This is a genomic window from Moorena sp. SIO4E2, from assembly GCF_010671945.1.
Classification (GTDB): domain Bacteria; phylum Cyanobacteriota; class Cyanobacteriia; order Cyanobacteriales; family Coleofasciculaceae; genus Moorena; species Moorena producens.
The window spans coordinates 1-19,815 of sequence record NZ_JAAHIE010000023.1 but is presented as its reverse complement, the minus strand read 5'-3'; the positions used below and the strand labels follow the sequence as shown (position 1 = coordinate 19,815).

At 44.1% G+C, this 19,815-nt stretch carries 13 protein-coding genes and 1 pseudogene; 7 read left to right on the top strand and 7 right to left on the bottom strand.

Going from position 1 to position 19,815, the window contains the following annotated elements; translation table 11 throughout:
* Window positions 1–141: 141 nt before the first annotated feature.
* Together F6K37_RS04935 and F6K37_RS04930 are read right to left on the bottom strand one after the other, a co-directional pair.
* Entirely contained in the window at window positions 142–1,647 is a 1,506-nt protein-coding gene (locus F6K37_RS04935) for a mechanosensitive ion channel family protein (protein ID WP_009148866.1), read from the bottom strand.
* Between the two features lie 237 nt (window positions 1,648–1,884).
* Window positions 1,885–3,987: an adenylate/guanylate cyclase domain-containing protein gene (locus F6K37_RS04930; protein ID WP_009148868.1), complete on the bottom strand. Its 2,103-nt coding sequence runs from the start codon at window positions 3,985–3,987 to the stop codon at window positions 1,885–1,887.
* A gap of 588 nt (window positions 3,988–4,575) precedes the next feature.
* Between F6K37_RS04930 and F6K37_RS04925 the strand changes: the two are divergent.
* The 4 genes and pseudogenes from F6K37_RS04925 to nadB form a co-directional block, all read left to right on the top strand.
* Window positions 4,576–4,779, top strand: a pseudogene (locus tag F6K37_RS04925) (IS1634 family transposase); the annotation flags it as partial.
* 368 nt (window positions 4,780–5,147) lie between these two features.
* Window positions 5,148–6,155, top strand: coding sequence for a quinolinate synthase NadA (gene nadA / locus F6K37_RS04920; protein WP_009148870.1), 1,008 nt, complete (start codon window positions 5,148–5,150; stop codon window positions 6,153–6,155).
* 189 nt (window positions 6,156–6,344) lie between these two features.
* Window positions 6,345–8,060, top strand: a complete 1,716-nt coding sequence (locus F6K37_RS04915) for a methyltransferase domain-containing protein (RefSeq protein ID WP_287248600.1) — start codon at window positions 6,345–6,347, stop codon at window positions 8,058–8,060.
* A 10-nt stretch (window positions 8,061–8,070) separates the two neighbouring features.
* Window positions 8,071–9,774 carry an L-aspartate oxidase gene (gene nadB / locus F6K37_RS04910; protein WP_044494339.1) on the top strand — a complete coding sequence of 568 codons (1,704 nt, stop codon included), beginning with the start codon at window positions 8,071–8,073 and terminating at the stop codon, window positions 9,772–9,774.
* An 89-nt stretch (window positions 9,775–9,863) separates the two neighbouring features.
* Here the strand turns inward: nadB and F6K37_RS04905 are convergent, their stop codons facing one another.
* The 3 genes from F6K37_RS04905 to F6K37_RS04895 all read right to left on the bottom strand — a co-directional run bounded on the left by F6K37_RS04905 (window position 9,864) and on the right by F6K37_RS04895 (window position 12,784).
* Entirely contained in the window at window positions 9,864–10,997 is a 1,134-nt protein-coding gene (locus tag F6K37_RS04905; RefSeq protein WP_009148876.1) for a M23 family metallopeptidase, read from the bottom strand.
* A gap of 202 nt (window positions 10,998–11,199) precedes the next feature.
* On the bottom strand, window positions 11,200–12,513 hold the full coding sequence (locus F6K37_RS04900) for a homoserine dehydrogenase (RefSeq protein WP_009148878.1): 1,314 nt from the start codon (window positions 12,511–12,513) through the stop codon (window positions 11,200–11,202).
* Between the two features lie 148 nt (window positions 12,514–12,661).
* Window positions 12,662–12,784 (bottom strand): hypothetical protein, encoded by a 123-nt coding sequence (locus F6K37_RS04895; protein WP_267872074.1) that lies wholly within the window; start codon window positions 12,782–12,784, stop codon window positions 12,662–12,664.
* A 521-nt stretch (window positions 12,785–13,305) separates the two neighbouring features.
* Between F6K37_RS04895 and F6K37_RS04890 the strand changes: the two genes are divergently transcribed.
* The 3 genes from F6K37_RS04890 to F6K37_RS04880 all read left to right on the top strand — a co-directional run bounded on the left by F6K37_RS04890 (window position 13,306) and on the right by F6K37_RS04880 (window position 16,432).
* Entirely contained in the window at window positions 13,306–14,460 is a 1,155-nt protein-coding gene (locus tag F6K37_RS04890) for a pyridoxal-phosphate-dependent aminotransferase family protein (protein ID WP_044494302.1), read from the top strand.
* Window positions 14,461–14,910: 450 nt separating this feature from the next.
* Window positions 14,911–16,173 carry a methionine adenosyltransferase gene (gene metK / locus F6K37_RS04885; protein WP_009148884.1) on the top strand — a complete coding sequence of 421 codons (1,263 nt, stop codon included), beginning with the start codon at window positions 14,911–14,913 and terminating at the stop codon, window positions 16,171–16,173.
* An 85-nt stretch (window positions 16,174–16,258) separates the two neighbouring features.
* On the top strand, window positions 16,259–16,432 hold the full coding sequence (locus tag F6K37_RS04880; protein WP_287248594.1) for a hypothetical protein: 174 nt from the start codon (window positions 16,259–16,261) through the stop codon (window positions 16,430–16,432).
* A 120-nt stretch (window positions 16,433–16,552) separates the two neighbouring features.
* On the opposite strand, the gene F6K37_RS04875 is transcribed toward F6K37_RS04880, so the two are convergent.
* Together F6K37_RS04875 and cofH are read right to left on the bottom strand one after the other, a co-directional pair.
* Entirely contained in the window at window positions 16,553–18,280 is a 1,728-nt protein-coding gene (locus F6K37_RS04875; protein ID WP_287248592.1) for a DUF3352 domain-containing protein, read from the bottom strand.
* A gap of 189 nt (window positions 18,281–18,469) precedes the next feature.
* Entirely contained in the window at window positions 18,470–19,603 is a 1,134-nt protein-coding gene (gene cofH, locus F6K37_RS04870; protein WP_009148889.1) for a 7,8-didemethyl-8-hydroxy-5-deazariboflavin synthase subunit CofH, read from the bottom strand.
* Window positions 19,604–19,815: the final 212 nt, after the last annotated feature.

Below are 19,815 nucleotides of genomic sequence, written 5' to 3'. Positions count from 1 at the left end.
CCCCCGATTACACTACCACTGGCTCCACCTTATAGGCAGTACCTTCCCCCTGTCTAGCTTTTGCGTACGCGTAGCGTGGCCCTTCGCGCAGGGTGGCCCAAAGGCCAAGGCCAATCCCATGATGATTGATTGATAGTCCACTTAACCTTGACTTGATAACTCGGCACCATTACTGGATGCAAGACTGGATGCAAGATTGGCTTGTTTCACCTCATCTATCGCTTTCCGTCGTGCTTCGATAATTTGACCAATTTCACGGGCGAGACTTGGTGTACTTTCTATCATCTGATTAACCAGATCTGAATAAAGCGCAATAGTTTGCAAATCTTCCACAACGGTAACGGATACTGAGCTTGGTTTGCCGCTAAACAGTGCCATTTCGCCAAAAAACTCACCACTCGACAGAGTCATCACCTCCTGTTGTTCACCATAACTATCTTTGAGGTTGAGTACAGCTTTCCCAGCAATAATAATGTAGAGAGCATGACCAGGATCCCCTTGACGGATTACGGTTTCTCCCACACCGAAATGTTGTAGGACTGCTCCTTTCGAGAGATTCTCCAAGTTCTTTTGCTGTTTAGCTACAGGGACAAAGACAGGCATTGACTTCAAGCTCTCGGTAAACTTTGTCAAAGTGCTATCTGCCTGATTAGGGTCACTATCGAGTTTACGGAGTCTATAGATCGGAATGGTAGGTCCAAGATTGTTCCGTTGGGCTGCATACCAGATACGGGTCATCAACTGTTCACGGATTCTGGGCGCATCCTTATAGTCTTCGATAGAAAACTTGACCTCATAGTTACCCCGATAGTCGTTATATTCCATGGTGCGGATCTCTGGGGAAGGATCACTCAATATCCCTTCTGTCGCCAGTGCTGTTTCTTTTAATACTTGCTTAATTAGGTTGGGTGGATCATCACTGTCGAAGTCAATCCTAAAGGTTTCTACATGAATCGGTTTCGGTTTGCTGTAATTGAGGACTATTTCTCCTCCAAGTACCCGATGGGGAATAATAATCATGTCACCGTCCCGGGTTACCAGGTGAACAGCTCGCCAATTCATATCAATGACCTGACCAACTTTGTCTCCAATCTGCAACCAATCACCGACTTCAAAGGGACGAGCAAACAGTAGGGCAACGCCAGAAAAGACGCTGCCTAGAGAGTCCTGAAGCGCCAAGCCGATAACAATAGAACCCACACCCAAGGCAGTAGCTAGACCAGCGAGGTCGGCTCCCCAAACTTTCGATAGCACAATGGCAGCACCAAGGGCTACCAAAAAAAATCTTGACAAATCTAGGAGTAGTTTTGGGATCCGTCCTCGCCATGTATTTTCTCCAGCGGCTTCAAACAACACCGAATTGATTAGAGACAGAGAGGCGTCTATAACAAATATCCAGAGCAGGGTCTCGACAAGCTTGACAACATTGTTGTCCAGGTCTAATTCAACCACATTCTGGATAAATAGCAGGAATACTAAGACGGGTAAGACACGGTTACGAACTAGGCGGAGCGTAACTGCTATAGGCTGACCGCGTCTTTGTAGACGATGAGTAATTTCTGTGAGAATAATTACCAGGAGCGGGAACCCTATCCCTAAGGCTATTGCCCAGATAAACCAATCGTTTTGCCATATTACTTTGCTCATCAAAATAATCTCCTTGTCCCCTTATTTTTCTATCCCTTGAACAATAGGGTGAACCCTCTGAACAAGTTTTCATCCCCCACAGGATAATGCTCGCGCGGGGGTTCTTAATTTCGTGTATTATGGTAATCTGAAAAGAATGTAATCAAGTATAGTTTGTTCAGTTACCAATTCCCCATTAGCAATTCCCCATTACCCTTGGGTCTTTAATAATTTGGCAAAACTGGGCAAAGCCCATGTCTACACTGTTGAAGCTACTAATTCCTGTGCAGTTTTTAACAACCAAGCTTTCTGCTGATTTTTGCCATTAGGTGTGATGTCCTCAGCCTGCTCAAAGTCGTAAATATCATGGAGACTGTTGTAGACATTTTGAGACACTAATATAGCTCCCCGTGGGCAGTCAAACATCAGCTTATTGGCAACATTGACTGTATCGCCCCAAACGTCGTAGACAACTTTTTCTCGACCTACAATACCAGCAACAATATCTCCGGAATGGATACCGATTTCCAGGTCTATGTCAAATCCTCGTTCATGACTGAATCGGTGGGTCAACGCCAGCATTTCTAAAGCAAAATCTACCGCCCGTTTTTGATGGTCTATATGTAATATTGATAATCCACAGACTGCCATGTAATTGTCACCAATGGTTTTAATCTTCTCTATCCCGTATTTGGCCGTGGCTTGATCGAACAGACTTACTAGATCATTAAGAATGGCAATGACTTCATGGGTATCCATGGACCTAGAGAGCTTGCCGAATCCAGCAATGTCGCAGAACAAAACCGTAACATTGGAAACACTCTCAGCAATGTTTGTCTCTCCCCGTTTGAGACGTTTGGCTACGGAGTCGGGAAATACACTTGTCAGTAACTTTTCATTTTCGCGATTTTTCTGCTCGACTAGTTTAGTTTGAGTGCGTAAGCTGCCAACCATTTGATTAAATGACTCAGCTAACTCCCCAAATTCGTCTTCCGAGTTTATATTCACCACCGCATCAACTTCTCCATCCGTGACTTTTCGGGCGCTAGCAATTAAAGCCCTAACTGGTTGCACAAACAGATGGGCGAGCACCATAGCGAGTAGGGTGATCAGCAGTATGATCAAGGCAGCTGAAACCAAAACTCTCTTTTGAAAGGCGTAAACTGGGGCATAGGCTTCGGCAAGATCCATCTCGGAGAGGATAACCCACTCCAATCCATCGATGTTTAAGGGAGCGTAGGAACTCAAAACTTCAATACCCCGATAATCATTGATAATTTGGGTACCTTCTTGCCCAGCTAAGGCTGCTTTTACAGCTTCTGTCTTTACTGGCTGTTGTAGAATTGATGTACCAAACTGCTCGATTCGTTTAAGGATCTGTTCCTTTACACCCTGTTCTCGCAAGGCTTTACTATAAGCTGTGGGGTCTTGAATTAGGAAACGGGAAACTGATCGCATCAGATAATCCTCTCCGACTAGATAGATCTCCCCTGTATCCCCGAGACCATTACTCTTCCATTTACGGTAACCTGTCATGACATTGTTAATCTGATTAACCGGAAGCTGGAATGCCAAAACACCTATAAATTTGGAGCCGTCATAGATGGGAGCAGCAATAAATGCTACTGGGGCTCCAAAAGAAGGACGGTAGGAATCAAAATCAAATATCTGCACATAATCCTTTCCCTTGGCTTTTCGGAGGTCGCCTAAGGCGAATGCCAAGTTACTATCACTGTATGGTCCAGTGGTGAGATTGGTGCCAAAGTCTGTTTCTTTAAAAACTGAGTAGACAATCTCACCGGTTTGAGGATCGATCAGCAACATATCCTGGTAAGCAAACTTTTCAACAATGTTGCGAAAAATTGGGTGGTAGCGGGTGTGAATACTACTGTACTCACTCTTGTCTTCTGGATCATCTAGGAGATGTTTCTCCCCAGCTGGGTTGGGGTTAGTGGCGATGTAATAGTACTGGAGGTAACGAGCCGCAGAGGTTTCTGGTAAGTAGGATTCTAATACAGGCTTCCCGTCGCTAGTTTCCGCTAGTTTGGTTAAAAATTCTTTACGGTAGTATTCTTTGAGGGTGTCCTCTAAATCAGTTGGTGTATCAGTTGGTGTCCTAGATTGTTGCAGTTGGTTGTAGGCTGTTTTAAATTCCTGCATCGCCTCGACCACCATTAAGTTTTCACTCAGGGTCTGGGTCTGATGGCGAATATCTTCAAAGTATGATTCTATTTGATCTGCTTTGGAAGCTCGTAGACTGGTTAACTGGTTTGATACTGTTTTGCTCAGATGAGACTTACCACTCCGATAACCGATATAAGCAGTCACGAACAGCGAGCAAGTGCTCAGAGCCAGCAACATAAATATAAGTTTTGACCTGATACTGAAGTTGTTGAGCAATCCCATGAACAGCCTCCCTGATCCCCAATTGTGAATGATGATACCTGTTACCTTGTGTGATCCTCAATTGCCTCACTCCACACCTGAGAGGCTATGGAATTTGATCTATCTTCTTCCTGCTCAGGAGTAGGTAAAGAGTTCGATAACAAAACTCTTAGAATGTACGCAGTTGGAATCTTGGCTAGATAATAAGCTATGAAAGGGCATTGACTATGGGGGGTTACACCCCCCAAAATTATTACAATTGACCATAACTTGAACAGGACTTACGCAAAAGGTGCGACCCGTGGCGAATTTAATAATTAGATGCGGAAAGCGCACCTCACTGGCTCCTAAACGCGCTAATGATGTAGGGTGCGTTAATAAGGCCCCCTACAGGGATGGAATGCTTTAGTTCATTTGTACGGGGGAACTTCAGTAAAAAAAAAGTTCGCGGCAAGCACCAGCAAAATCTAAGTCAACTAAGTATTTTTACTCGGATTATCTTAGAGAATTTGCGATCGCACTCGATAGTTCTTTTGTGCTACAAAATGAAGTGCGGAAAGTGGGCTCGCCCGGACTAAGCAAACCATTAACAACCAATTGGGTAAGCCGACGGCTACCCCGACTCGGCGCTTGGTATTTCAGTGCTTTCAGTCGATTCATTTAGTTATCCTGGGCGGAGTCGAGCAAATTGTCAACTTAACTCACGAGCATCACAGGATTCTTCGCTTTCTTGGTGCTCCCTGCCAAAAATATTATCTACTGGTCTGACAAACCTGCGGAATGTGGGAAATAATATTTCTGATCAGGCAATAACCACAGGGTAAACGCAATAATCAATAAGGCGGCATTATTCTCAACAATATTAATATAAATTTGCAATAGTGCTGAGCAATCTTGGCTTAATATGGTCATCATCCTTGCCGTATATCACATTTTTGCTCAATTTTTCTTGCGCTTACCCTGTCACCAGGATCAGTTTTATCCTAACTTTATCCACTGACTAACACAAAAAAATAACATTTAACAATTAATTAATAAAATTAGCAGTTAATTTCTTGCGATTACAAACTAAATCATCTATTCTTTTATTGAAAGCAAGCATTAACACCTTTCTGCATCCCTAAGGATACTTCACTATGTTTATCACCCAATCAACAACAAAAAACACCCACTTTAGTTCTCTACCAGATGACTTATTCGCAGCTATTGAAGATCTCAAGAAGGAGCTAAATGCAGTTATTTTAGTTCACTACTATCAAGAGCCTGATATTCAAGATATTGCTGACTATTTGGGTGATTCTTTAACCTTATCTCGCCAGGCTGCTACTACAGATGCTGATGTGATCGTCTTTGCTGGAGTTCATTTCATGGCAGAAACTGCCAAAATCCTTAACCCTAACAAGTTAGTATTATTACCTGATTTAGATGCGGGTTGCTCTATGGCTGATGGCTGTCCTCCCGAAGAATTTGCTGCTTTCAAAGCTGCCCATCCAGATCATTTAGTGGTGTGTTACGTTAATTGCTCTGCTGCGGTTAAAGCAATGAGCGATATTATTTGCACCAGCTCTAATGCGGTAGATATTGTGAATCAAATCCCAAAAGATCAGCCAATTATTTTCGCTCCTGATAAAAACCTTGGTCGCTATGTTAGCGAACAAACAGGAAGGGATTTAGTACTTTGGGATGGGAGTTGTATGATTCATGAAATTTTTTCGGAAAAGAAGATCGTACAACTCAAAATAGAACATCCTCAAGCAGAATTTATTGCTCATCCCGAATGTGAAGCTCCAGTGTTACGCCATGCGGATTACATTGGTTCAACGAAAGCTTTGTTTGAGTATAGCCAGGGAAGTGCTGCGGAACAATTTATCGTCGCCACTGAACCCGGTATTCTGTATCAAATGGAAAAGCATATGCCACACAAGCAGTTTATTGCTGCACCAGCGACGGGTAACTGTGCATGTAATGAATGCCCTCACATGCGGTTGAATACTTTGGAAAAGTTATATCTAGCAATGAAAAATCGGGCACCAGAAATTACCTTACCAGAAGACATTCGGATTGCTGCACTCAAGCCCATGCAACGCATGTTGGAGATGTCAGCGCAACTTTCCGTTACTAAATCTATGTTGTCCAGTGTCTAAATCGTGATTGACTGACGAAACTTCTAAAACCCTTGATTTTACTACGAAGCAAGATTTGTCAGTCAACAAATTATAAATCTTAGAGGATGTTTGAAAAAGTCTGTGAAGGATTGATTTTCAAACATTCTCCGATATAATTATGACACAAAGTATGACTAAAATTAGATATGTTATTACCTTAAAGTAATCATGACATTACCGCAATTGGAGAATCAATATTATTCCTCAAAAGACGCAGCTTTACTTTACGATTGGCGCATTTATAGTATTCGTCAAGCCCTTAAGCAAAAAGGAAAAGCTACCGGAACTTTAGAAATTCAAGACTTGCTAGATTTGGGTCATCTGGATCAATATCACTACTTTGGTAGTCAAGCTTGCGATCGCGCCATCAATTATTTATCGCTCAATCCCAACTCTCGCGTTTTGGATATAGGAAGTGGTGTGGGTGGGCCAGCTCGATATATTAGCTATAAAACGGGATGTCACCTCCAATGTGTGGAATTAAGACAGGACTTTAGTGAAATTGCCCAAGAACTCACCCAACGGATGGGACTCGATCAGCGCATCCAATACCTGACTGGCAATGTTCTCAGTTCCGAAATCATCGATGCCCTGTTACCCAATTCATTTGACAACATCATTTCATTTCTATCCTTATTACACATTGAAGAGCGTGACAAAGTCCTTGAAATTTGTTTTCGTGCTTTGAAAGAAAATGGCAGTATCTACGTTGAGGATTACGTGGCAAATTGCACCCTGACACCAGACGTAAAAACCACTTTAAAAGAAGTATTTAAATCTTCTTACGTGCCAACCCGTGAAACCTACCGACAGCACTTCGAACGTGCAGGGTTTACTGAAATTTGTTTCATTGATTTAACAACCGGATGGCAACGTTGTATAAAAGAACGCTATCAGAAATTCATCGATTCCAAGGAAGAATCAATCAAACTCTTCGGTGAAGACATTTTTGAACACCGCAGTCGATTGTATAGAATTGGTCGGGATATGCTTCAAGGGGGTAGCGTTGGTGGAGCATTGATCACTGCTAAGAAACCCTGTGCTCCAAAGATATACCAAGTACCAGACACCTATTTTTCTGCTTTAACCTCTGTTTATAATGAGCAATACCATTTCTTTCTCGAAGACGGCTCTCTCCTTGCTCTGAGACATTTTAAAACCAAAACCCTTGAGCATTACTCCGCCTGGTGGAGTGACACTCAGGGCAACTCTCAGGAACTGATTAATACCTCGGAACAAAGAAGCTCAGCTGAGCATATCTCTATCCAAAAAAACGATCAAACTGGAATAATTTGTTTGCCAGAAGCCAATCTGGAAGTGCAATTTGAAGTGACGACCCAATTCACCTGGGGTGTTCCTGGTGAAGAAAATCAGCGCGATGTTATCCATCAGCCACAACTTGAATGCATTGTTCATACAGATAATGGCACTCAAAAAGCGCAAGGATATTGCAAAATTTATGAGGGGAATTATCCTAGGTTTTGGGGCTACCATTTTGTTTATGCACTCTTCCCTGATTACGGGATTATTTGGAGCGCTGATGCCACATTTGATCAAGAAAGAAACAATCATTTCAATTTCCTCAATACTTCTAAACTTAATACTTCAGAACTGGATAATTCCCAAACAGAAAAGCAAATATTGTTGCGCGGGGAAAAGTCTTATCATCGCCAAACAAGTGCTCATGCCAGCATTCAAAACAGAATGTATGACTTGATCTTCGATAGAGCCTTTGCAACTTGGTCAAGCATTCTGCGAAATCGAACATCAACGATGGAAAGTAACCTCAGCTTGGAATATAGGGAGGCCATTTTAATAATAGATGACCAAGAAGTGAGCAAAGGAGTTTGCTTAAAAGAATCTTGTTTTGGCACAATTGTATAAGGGCAAAACTATGCAAGACTCTCAAATTTCTCTATGTAATCCCTCAGAATTGCCAAATATTCCCTCCCAGTTTGATGTTATAATCATTGGCTCTGGTGCAGCAGGGCTCTATTCTGCTTTGTCTTTGCCTTCCTACTTGCAAGTGGGCTTAATTACCAAAGATGCCCTGAAAACCGGAGCAAGTAGCTGGGCACGAGGCATTGCTGCGGCAATCGATCCCTCAGATACTCCATTGTCCCATTGGGAAGACACCCTCAAAGCTGGGGCAGGTCTTTGCGAACCAGAAGCAGTCAAACTTTTAGCTGATAATGCTCCCGGTGCGATCAAGTCCCTTTTAGAGATGGGAGTCAACTTTGACCGCCACGGTCAGAAACTCGCCCTGGAGCTAGAAGCGGCACACTCTCGTCCTCGTGTCCTCCATTCTGGTGAAACGACTGGAAAGGTGCTGATTGATGCACTCACGGCTCAAGTTTTGGAACGGGAAAACATTCAGGTGTTTTCCCAGGCATTTGCCTTGAGTTTGTGGCTCAATGAAGTCACAGGGAACTGTCAGGGGGTGAGTGTCCTCTATCAAGGATATATTCGCTGGGTTAGAGCTGCGGCAGTGGTCTTAGCCACTGGCGGCGGCGGTCAAGTTTTTTCCCACACCACAAACCCCACGGTCAGTACTGGGGATGGGATTGGTCTGGCTTGGCGTGCAGGAGCCTTGATCCGAGATCCAGAGTTTGTTCAGTTTCATCCGACGGCGCTAACAGTAACTGGAATACCCCGTTTCTTGGTTACTGAAATTGTGCGGGGGGAAGGGGCTCATTTAATCGATGCCCAAGGACAGCGTTTTGTGTTTAATCATCATCCTGATGGAGAGCTGGCACCCAGGGATGTGGTCAGTCGGGCAATTTTCTGTCACTTACAGCAAACGAAACCCGATCCCTATTGTGTTTATCTGGATTTGCGACCCATAAAAGCCCAGAGGATGCGAGATCGTTTTCCTAGTATTATTCAAGCCTGTCAACAGTGGGACATCGATTTGTTTACACAGCCCATTCCTATTGCTCCTGTGGCTCATTATTGGATGGGGGGAGTTGCGACGAATTTGGAGTGTTGTACCTCCATCGAGGGGCTATATGCTATCGGTGAGACTGCCAGTACAGGAGTTCATGGTGCTAATCGTTTAGCTAGTAATTCCCTACTAGAATGTATTGTTTTTGCTGCTCAATTGTCCCAGCTAACGGTTAACTCCAAGGTTAATGGTGGTGATGATATGGGATATCAATCTCTGCCAGTAAGGCAGGAACAACAGGATTGGAATAACGAGATGGAGAAGGTTAACTCAATCAGACAAAATTTACCTAAACTCATGTGGCAAAGTGCTGGAATTTCTCGCTCTCAAGGAATACTTGAAGATGCGATCGCACAACTAAATAGTTGGCGTTCTCAACTCACTGATTTGAATATTATGGGATACTTACTCAAGGCGACACCCAACGAAACAGTGCAATTAAACTCCGATCGAGCTGAGCAGCACCTGAGGCTAGCTGCAGAAACTCTCAATTTGACCGATGTTGCTTATTTAATCTTAAAAAGTGCGGCTTGGCGCACTGAAAGTCGAGGCGGACATTACCGCAGCGATTATCCTCAAACCTCTGATGATTGGCTATTCCATACCCTAATTCAGGGAGATTGTTGGCATAAGTCCGGCAAGATTACCAATTAAACTGAGTTGGAAAGAGATGAGCCAAAAAATGTCAGGATTCAGCTATCAGCATTCAGCTATCAGCTGAATGCTTACCAGGGGAGAGGTCACTACCGAGTAATTTTCAAATGCAATTTTGGATCTTGTGCTGCCCAACCCCCAGGGGAATTCAAACGAACCTCAAAATGTAGATGGGGTTGGTTAATGTCAGGATTTCCCGTAGTCCCCACTGTCCCCAATAACTGTCCAACATTAATTTGCTGACCTGGACTGACACTAGTACGGTTTAAGTGAGCATAGCGGGTTTGGCGTCCTCCCTCATGATTAATCACTACCAAATTGCCATAAGTGTCTTGTGCTCCAGCATAGGCAACGATACCGCTATCAGTAGCAAAAACCTGAGTACCTTCCTGTGCGAGTAAATCCACACCAGCGTGAAACTTCTTTTCATCCTCACCAGCGTCTTGCCGCCAGCCGTAATCCAGTCCTATCCCTGCCACAGTTGGTAAGGGATAATTAGTCAATCCGGTGTAGCTATCTACAGTCGGAGTTTCCCTCGTTGCTGTGGGAATACCTATGCCAAGGGAATTTAACCCTGGGATAAAGGCTTGCTTAGAGGGTTTTTTACAACCATTTAACTCAAATAAAACCGCAGCACGGACACCGTAGGCGTCTGCTAAGTCTTGCCAAGTGGCATTCAATGGCACATTCACCAAGATACCATTGAATGGCGGAATCAGAATCTCTTGCCCCACTGGCATTGACTGCCGGTTTAAGGCTCGATTAAATCGAAGTAGTGTAGCCTCTTCAAGGTTGTATTTGTTGGCAATACTCTCGACGGTTTCACCTGCAACCACTTGGTGGCGAGTTAAGCGAGAGAGCACTGGCGGTGGACAAATATCCTCTATAGTTGTGTTTTGAGTTACTGTGTTTTGTGGCTGTTGTACTGTTTGTACTGTCAGAGTTGTTCGCGTAGCGTGGCCTTTTGGCCAAGGTTGTAGGTTGGCTGCTTGAAGTGTGGAATGTGTGAAATTTAACTGGCTTTGCGTTCGCTGAAAGCGGGACGAAGTCCATCGCTGAAAGCGGGACGAAGTCCATCGCCAACCATCATCTACAGATAAAGAACCAGGATAGGAATCAGTTGTTCCCAAGTTTGAACTAGCAACAGTTGGGGTCACTAGCCAAAAAATTGTAGAAATAATTGGGAGCCAGCGCACTACATTCATTGTTAAGGATTGAGTCATAGATCAAGACTAGGGCACAGGTAAACGGTTTCAACTTTTAGACTTCAAGCAAACAACCTAACCTTCGGGAATGGCTACTATGGTTTGAACTTTCCCCGTTCGCGTAGCGTGGCCTTTTGGCCAAGGACTTCCCTCAACCCTCTAAAAGATTAAACCTTCAACTAGTGAACCTTCAACTATTCAACCTTCAACTCTTCAACCTTCAAAGCACTCTTAAAATACTAGGAATACTATCCACTGCCTCTAGAGTCCGAATTTCATCTAGAGCCTCTCGGAAGTTCCCTTCACGCACATCATGAGTGACGACCACAATCTCTGCTAAGTTTCCTTGGAAACCAATTTGCACCACAGATTCTAAACTGACATGATGTTTGCCAAAACTGGTGCCTAAATGCCCAATTACACCAGGATGGTCTTGACTGAGGAACCGCGCATAAAAGCGGGTGACCAGGTCTGAAATAGGAGCAACATTACAATAGTGCTGATGAGCACAACTAAGTAGAGGATGTAGTTGCTTGGCTTCGAGATCGGTTTTGAGGACAGCAGCAATGTTCAAAATATCCGACACTACCGCACTGGCTGTCGGACCAGAACCTGCACCAGGACCAGAGAAAATCACTTGTCCAATCGGTTCGCCTTCTACCACAATCCCGTTGTAAACATCATTGATACTGGCAAGGGGGTGAGTTTTGGCAACAAGGGTAGGATGTACCCTCAGCTGAATAGTTTCAGACTTTGGGTTATCCCCAGTTGCCATTGGGTCTCGCTTGGCTACAGCTAATAGTTTAATTACAAACCCCAGTTTCTCAGCATAAACAATATCTGCTGCACTGACCTGACGAATCCCTTCACAGTGGACATCAGATAACTTAATCCGTCCTGCAAAAGCAATAGAAGCTAAAATAGCAATCTTGTCAGCGGCATCTAATCCATCCACATCAGCAGTGGGGTCAGCCTCAGCATATCCCAACCGTTGGGCATCAGCCAGAATATCGGCAAATTCTCCCCCTTCCCGTTGCATCCGGGTCAGGATGTAATTGGTAGTACCGTTAACAATGCCAGTAATACTATGAATACGGTTCACTCCCAATGCCTGTTTTAGGGGTTGAATTACTGGGATACCCCCCCCAACTGCTGCTTCTAACATGACGTAGACTCCTGCCTCTTCCGCCGCCGCAAAAATTTCATCTCCATAGCGGGAAATAACGGCTTTATTGGCAGTGACAATATGTTTACCTTGGGCAATCGCTTTGAGCATAAGCGATCGCGCTGGTTCTAATCCTCCCAGTAGCTCTACTACAATATCTATCTCTGGGTTGGTGACAATTTCTTCTAGGTCCGTTGTCATCAACTCCAGTGGTAGTTGCACTTCTCTGGGCTTATCAAGCGATCGCACTCCTACCTTGGCAATTTCTATCCCTTGCAGTAGTGGGTTACGTCCAGCTGTGTCGAGTAAAATCTTTGCTGTTCCTGTACCAACGGTCCCTAATCCTAATAAAGCAATCTTAAAAACCACAGTATTTATCCTGAATCTATATGCTTGCCAAACATGCGATCGCTGAAAGCGGGATGAAGTCCATCGCTGAAAGCGGGACGCAGTCCATCGCTTAAAGCGTGCAGATCGCGAATCTTTTTCTTTTCTAGCCTACTTTGCGGTTAAAGGTTCATCCGTTGAAGGTTGAAGGTTCATCCGTTGAAGGTTGAAGGTTCATCCGTTGAAGGTTGTTTCCTGCAATCTGCCAACCGGCTAACCTGCCAACGGGCTCACCCAGGTATAAGGGTTTCAACGTGTTTATATTTTTATTAATTTGTTGCTTTATTAATTTAGTGTTATTGATTTTTTTAGTGGATAAAGGTTTCATAATTTAGATGCATTTGCTTTATAGCTCAACAAAATACATTAAAATTACTTTTTTTTGAGCATCACATCTTTGGCAAACTGTTGTGTATTAAAAATATATAACAGCTTAACTGCTTACCTCACCATTGCCATTGGCATCTTTGCCGATATCCAAGCAGATTAGGTTTTGTTGGGTGCATCTCAATGGATGAAATTAAGCAAAAATTCGCGCGAGAATTCCCACACTCCCCGCGCCCCACACTCCCCGCGCCCCACACTTCCCACACTTCCCTTTTTTTGACAAATATGAGATACACCCGGTTTTGTTGACCTCTTTAATCTCCTCTGTGCTTGAGGCTGAAGCCTCTTTGCTGTTCCGCCTTACTTCCTAGAATACGGGGATAGCCACCTTCGGGTTATTATTTATTTTGGTTAACTCTTACTTTACCAAACACTTATAAATAATAAATGACCTCAACCCCATCAATCAAAGATAATAATCGCGTCTCCGTGACCGATATAGATATGCCTCCGACGCTGTTACTCGGACCTGGGCCATCTAATGCCCATCCTTCCATATTAAAAGCGTTGGGAATGCCCCCAGTTGGTCACCTGGATCCCCGTTTTATCGCACTGATGAACGAAGTGCAAACCTTACTCCGCTACGCTTGGCAAACTGATAACCCGATGACCATTCCCATGAGTGGCACAGGTAGTGCGGCAATGGAAGCTACTCTAGCCAATGCAGTAGAACCAGGTGATGTGGTTTTAGTTGGGGTAAACGGTTACTTTGGACACCGACTTGTGGATATGGCTGGTCGTTATGGTGCTGATGTCCGTAAACTAATGAAGCCTTGGGGGCAAGTCTTTACCCTTGATGAACTCCGAGAAGGCTTGGAAACCCATCGTCCTGCTGTCTTGGCTTTGGTTCATGCTGAAACGTCAACCGGTGCCCGTCAGCCCCTTGAGGGTGTGGCTGAGTTGTGCCGAGATTTCAATTGCTTGCTGCTGGTTGACACAGTCACCAGTTTAGGTGGGGTGCCACTGTTTATTGATGAATGGGGGATTGATCTGGCCTATAGTTGCTCCCAAAAAGGGCTTAGCTGTCCACCAGGCATTTCTCCTTTCACTATGGGAGCTCGTGCCCTCGAAAAACTCAACCAGCGTCGTACCCAAGTCGCTAATTGGTATTTGGATGTATCGATGTTGAGCAAATATTGGGGTGACGAGCGCACCTACCACCACACAGCTCCAATTAATATGAATTATGCCTTGCGCGAAGCGTTGCGATTGGTTGCTGAAGAAGGACTAACCGCTTGTTGGGAACGGCATCAAACTAATGCTGAATTGCTTTGGGAAGGTTTGGCTGATTTGGGTCTAGAATGTCACGTGGAGCAAGAATTTCGTTTGCCTACCCTGACCACGGTTCGGATACCAGACGGGGTGGATGGCAAGGCAGTTACCCGCAAACTGCTGGATGATTACAACATGGAAATTGGTGGCGGCTTGGGTGAATTAGCTGGTAAAGTCTGGCGCATTGGTTTAATGGGTTATAACTCTCGGCGAGAAAATGTGGAGCAAGTTTTGAGTGCTTTAAAGGAGGTTTTAGGGGATTCTAAATAAAACTTAATGGCAAGGGATTGGTAAGGGATGTAATGGTAGTGGTGATCCTATTTGTTCAGAAATATGCTCATTAACTTATAGCTGACTACTAATAGCTAAATCATAACCCTTGCCAAGCCTAACAATGCCCCAAAGCATGAAATGTTAAAAATTTCATAAGAACCAGAGCGAGAGCATAAAACGTTGCTCGGATGATGGAGTTTAATGATTCATCAATTGAAAAATAGGTAAATAGCCAAAAAAACTATAATTTTTGACTATTTACCTGTCAAATCATGATCACAAAGGATTCAGGATTTAATTCAGGTTTTTTTTGTTTCAGTATTTGTTCACAATCAATTGATAAAACGTGATATGAATATATTAAGTTTTTCTTATAGCAGGTTAAAGTAGCTTAAAGTGATCTATGCTATACAGGTCATCAAGTAATTGTTAAAGGAGAATTGCTAATTGTCTCGTCGCTATTTATTTACCTCTGAATCGGTTACCGAAGGTCATCCTGACAAAGTCTGTGACCAGATTTCTGACACTATCCTAGATGCTATGCTCGCTCAAGATCACCAAAGCCGTGTTGCGGCTGAAGTGGTCGTTAACACCGGTTTGGTATTGATTACTGGTGAAATTACCTCCCAAGCCCAGGTCAATTTGATTGATTTGGCGCGGAAGAAAATTGCTGAAATCGGTTACACTGATGCTGACAATGGTTTCTCTGCCAACAGTTGCTCTGTTTTAGTTGCTCTTGATGAACAATCCCCTGACATTTCCCAAGGGGTGACTGCTGCCCAGGAAAGTCGCGAGGAAATGAGTGACGATGAACTAGATGCCATCGGTGCAGGGGACCAAGGTCTGATGTTTGGCTTTGCCTGCAACGAAACCCCAGAACTGATGCCTATGCCAATCAGTTTGGCTCATCGGGTTTCTCGCCGTCTGGCAGCTGTACGTAAAACTGGTGATTTATCTTACCTGCGTCCTGATGGCAAAACCCAGGTCAGTGTGGCTTATGAAGATGGCAAACCGGTTGGGATTGACACGATTCTGGTTTCCACCCAACACGATGCCACTATTGGTGATATTACCGATGAGGTAGCTGTCCAGGCAAAAATTAAAGATGACTTGTGGTCAGCAGTGGTGGAACCCTGTTTCCAAGATATTGAGATTAAGCCGGATAACAACACACGCTTCCTGGTGAACCCCACAGGAAAATTTGTGATTGGTGGTCCCCAAGGTGATGCAGGTTTAACTGGTCGCAAAATTATTGTAGACACCTATGGCGGTTACTCTCGCCATGGTGGTGGTGCTTTCTCTGGCAAAGACCCCACTAAGGTAGACCGTTCCGCTGCCTATGCCTGTCGCTATGCAGCTAAGAACATTGTGGCAGCAGGTTTAGCAGACAAATGCGAAGTCCAGCTGAGTTACGCCATTGGGGTGGCAAGACCCGTGAGTATCCTTGTAGAAACCTTTGGCACTGGTAAAGTGGACGAGGAGATTTTGCTGGAATTGGTCAACAACTATTTTGAACTGCGTCCTGCTGGAATCATCCAAACTTTCAATCTGCGCCGATTACCCGCAGAACGGGGTGGTCGTTTCTATCAAGACACGGCAGCTTATGGTCATTTCGGGCGTACCGATTTGATTCTGCCTTGGGAAGAAACTGATAAAGCAGAAATCCTTAAGGAAGCTGCTGGTAAATCTGGTGCTGTATCGATGGCATAAACTAGTACTCGGTCAATGTACTTTTGAGAGTTAAATCAAGGTGTTAAGTGTTAGGCATGAGGCTTTAGGGATTAGTGAAAGCCTCATGGCTAGTGCTATTAAGCTATCAGCAATCAGCAATCAGCAATCAGCAATCAGCTATCAGCAATCAGCAATCAGCTATCAGCAATCAGCAATCAGCAATCAGCAATCAGCAATCAGCAATCAGCAATCAGCTATCAGCTATCAGCTATCAGCTATCAGCTATCAGCTTTTGTGAATAAAACAGGTAACCATTTGTTTAATCTGAGTTACGTCAGCCTAATGCATTAGGCTGACCCCTGACCGCTGACCGCTGACCCCTGACCACTGACGGCTGAATGCTTACCTAATAATGTCTCTAGGGTTTTTCCTGATTATCTCCCTTCTTAGTTTCAGCAGGTTTACTGGGTTGAGAGCGTTTTTTCAACTGAACAAAAAGTTGAAAGCGGGTGCGATTGGGGTCGATTTTGGCAACCGTTAAGCCGATGGTATTAATTGCCTTTGCTAAGATTTCTTGCTGGGTTGGTAGTTGGGCGAGATTGAGATTACTGCTATTGAGGGTACGCTCAACATCAAGGAAAAATTGACCAGTGTTGGGATTAGGTTTGGTTGGTACGGTGTTTTGAAACAGAGGTGCTTGAATTAGTGTCTTTTGGGGTTGAGGGAGCAGTTCACTAGCAATGGGGGCTCCTAGGGTGAAGAAGACTACATTCCCTTCTAACCAGCCGTGGGTAGCATTCACCCCTCCTAGAGTAGCTGTCCAGCTCACCATTGGTTGACCGTTCACCTGAGTTTCTACTACCGGTAACTGATAACTATTGGTGATTAAGTCATCCAATTGCTGTAGGGTTGCTTGAGCACTAGAGCGATCGCTTACTTTTACCATCAATGCTAGCCCAGCTCCTAAGGGCGCAGAGTAAGGGTTATCCTGAAGCGCCAGTTTTTCGGGAGACATTGGTATTAAGGCTAGGGCAAACTCCCCTTCCATCCAAGAGAGTAAATCCTTTTCCCAATCCAAGCCTAAGGTAGTTTTCAATCCACCTTGGAAATTGTCTGGGGAAATGGGGATGAGAGAATTTAATGCTCCTTGTTCGGTATAGTATTGCCAAAATTGTCTGATGTTACCCCCAGATATAATCGCTAGGGTACTCGCTGGCATCCGTCTAGGCAAAAAAGAACCGCTAGTGTCGTTACTGGCCTTAACAGTGCTTCTGGGTTTGACCCAGGAAATCCCTTCAAAACTTATCCCCTCTGGTGTTAGGGTTACTGTTGTGACTATGTCTTGCTTTAAGGGTTTAGCTGCTGTTTTTTGAGCCTGCTCCTGGGAATCAGGGGCTACTGCGGCTAAAAAAGCTGGTAGATTAATATACAACTGACCAAAGGACTGATCAGCTTTAATCTGAGCGATCGCATCTTGGTACCCAGCTTTACTAGCTACGGAAATAGCTCCTTTGTAGGTGTCAATCACCTGATCAATAATTTTGGGGTTTTCACTCACTACTAGAAAACGCCCCAGCACTGTTACTGAGTACTTTTGTGAGTACTTTTGGGAGTTACTCTTGTTTGTTTCGTAAACCTGAATACCTCTGTAGGTTCTCTCAACCCACTGTTTCCCTGATTGAGACTTGGCTTTTTTGAACAGCTCCATTGCTTGGGTTAGTTTGTCAATGGGTAGTACAATCAAACTGGGAAAAACTGATTGATCGTTTGATAAGACTGCTGGTGATAAGTCTCTAGGGCTAAAGTATGCTAAGGTAACTTCTTCACCCAACCAAGGTTTGATATCTTGCTGATAGTTGTAGCCGTTAGCGTTTAGTAAATTTTCCTGCAACTGACCAAGCTGTTTTTCCAAAACTTGTCGAGATTCAGTTGTGCCATAGTTTAGCAACTGTTGCCATTGTTTGGAGTCTGTAGAAATTGATGCAGTAAAAAAGGCATTTTGGGGAACTAACTGGGTACTTACCTGAATATTTGGTTTGAAAATCTGCCGCCGAACTAGCAACCAGTAAGCGGTTACTCCACCGCCTACTACCAAGACGGCTGCTGCAAAAATTAGCAGTAGAAAAGATTTCTTTTTTTTGGTCATGGATTTGATTGCTAGGGACATAAAGATAAAAGGTTATATCTCTGTGTGACCGTTGAATGTGATTACAATTGGTTGTTCGTAAATTACCAATTACTAATTACCAATTACTAATTACTAATTATCAATTACAAATTACCAATTAACAGGTATGGTATCAACCAGATTAGAAGTGATTAACTGGACTTGATCTTAGCTGTAAATCGTATCTCGTTGCTGATAGGGACGGCCAATGGATTGAATGGCTGCTTGTAATGTTTCTACTTCCATACAGGTACCCCCCATAGCTCCGGCCATGGTGGTGATATGCTCCTCCATTAATGTGCCACCAATATCATTACAACCCCATTTAAGGGCATCTGTCGCCCCAGCAAGACCGAGTTTTACCCAACTGGGTTGGTGATTTTTAATCCAGTTCCCTAGGAAAATCCGAGCTACAGCTGTGAGTAACAGAGCATCTTTCAATACCGGTTGATCCCGTCCAACCCGATGGCGTAATGGTTTGGGGGCTTCCTGTCCGACAAAGGGCAGTAAGATAAATTCAGTGATTAAGCCAGGGTATCCCTGGTTACAGGCTTTTTGTTGAAGCGATCGCAATTTTTCCAAGTGTGCCACTTGTTGTTGGGGTGTCTCAATATGACCCGAGAGCATAGTACTGGTTGTGGGCATTCCCAATTGATGAGCTGTTGACACAATCTCTAGCCAAGTGGCGGTATTGGTCTTTTCTGGACAGAGAATACGTCGGACATCATCATCTAAAATCTCTGCTGCTGTTCCTGGCATTGAACCAAGACCAGCCTCTTGTAGTTGAGCAATTACCTCGGCATAGCTAAGTCCATCTTGCTCAGCAATAAATTGCACTTCCTGGGGAGAGAAAGCATGGAGATGCAGCTGAGGAAAGTCTTGCTTAATGGTTTTTACCAACCCTAGGTAATAGGGCAAGGTTGACCCATTCATCTTTGCCTTGGGGTTGAGTCCGCCCTGCATGCAAATTTCTGTAGCATCCCGCCGCACCGCATCCGCTGCCTTTTCATGAATTTGCTGCCAATCGAGCCAATAAGCACCCTCTTCAGAGGCATCCCGCCGAAAAGCACAGAAACTACAGTGCTGGGTACAGATATTGGTAAAGTTGATATTACGGTTGATAACATAGGTAACCGTATCCCCAACTTGTTTATAGCGCAACCGATCCGCAGTTTCTTGAATTGACGCTACGGCCTGAGGTTCAGTTTGCTTCAAAAGCACAACCCCTTGATCGGGTGATATATCAACACCCCCTAAGGCACGGTTGAGAATAGTATCAATACTAGTGGTAATCACAGGCATATTCAGTAAACCTACATTCAGTAAATCTACAATGATCGCAGTGATCGCAGTTGAACACCTCCATGGTGTAGCCGGAAGGTGAAAATAACTTAGGGGCTAAAACCCCCTGTTTCCATATATTTTGTCTGTCATCTATTTCCATTCCATTGGCAAGTGTGCTCCTTTGCTGATTGAGGTTACTATTGTTGAAAATTTTCCTGAGAAGTCTCTGG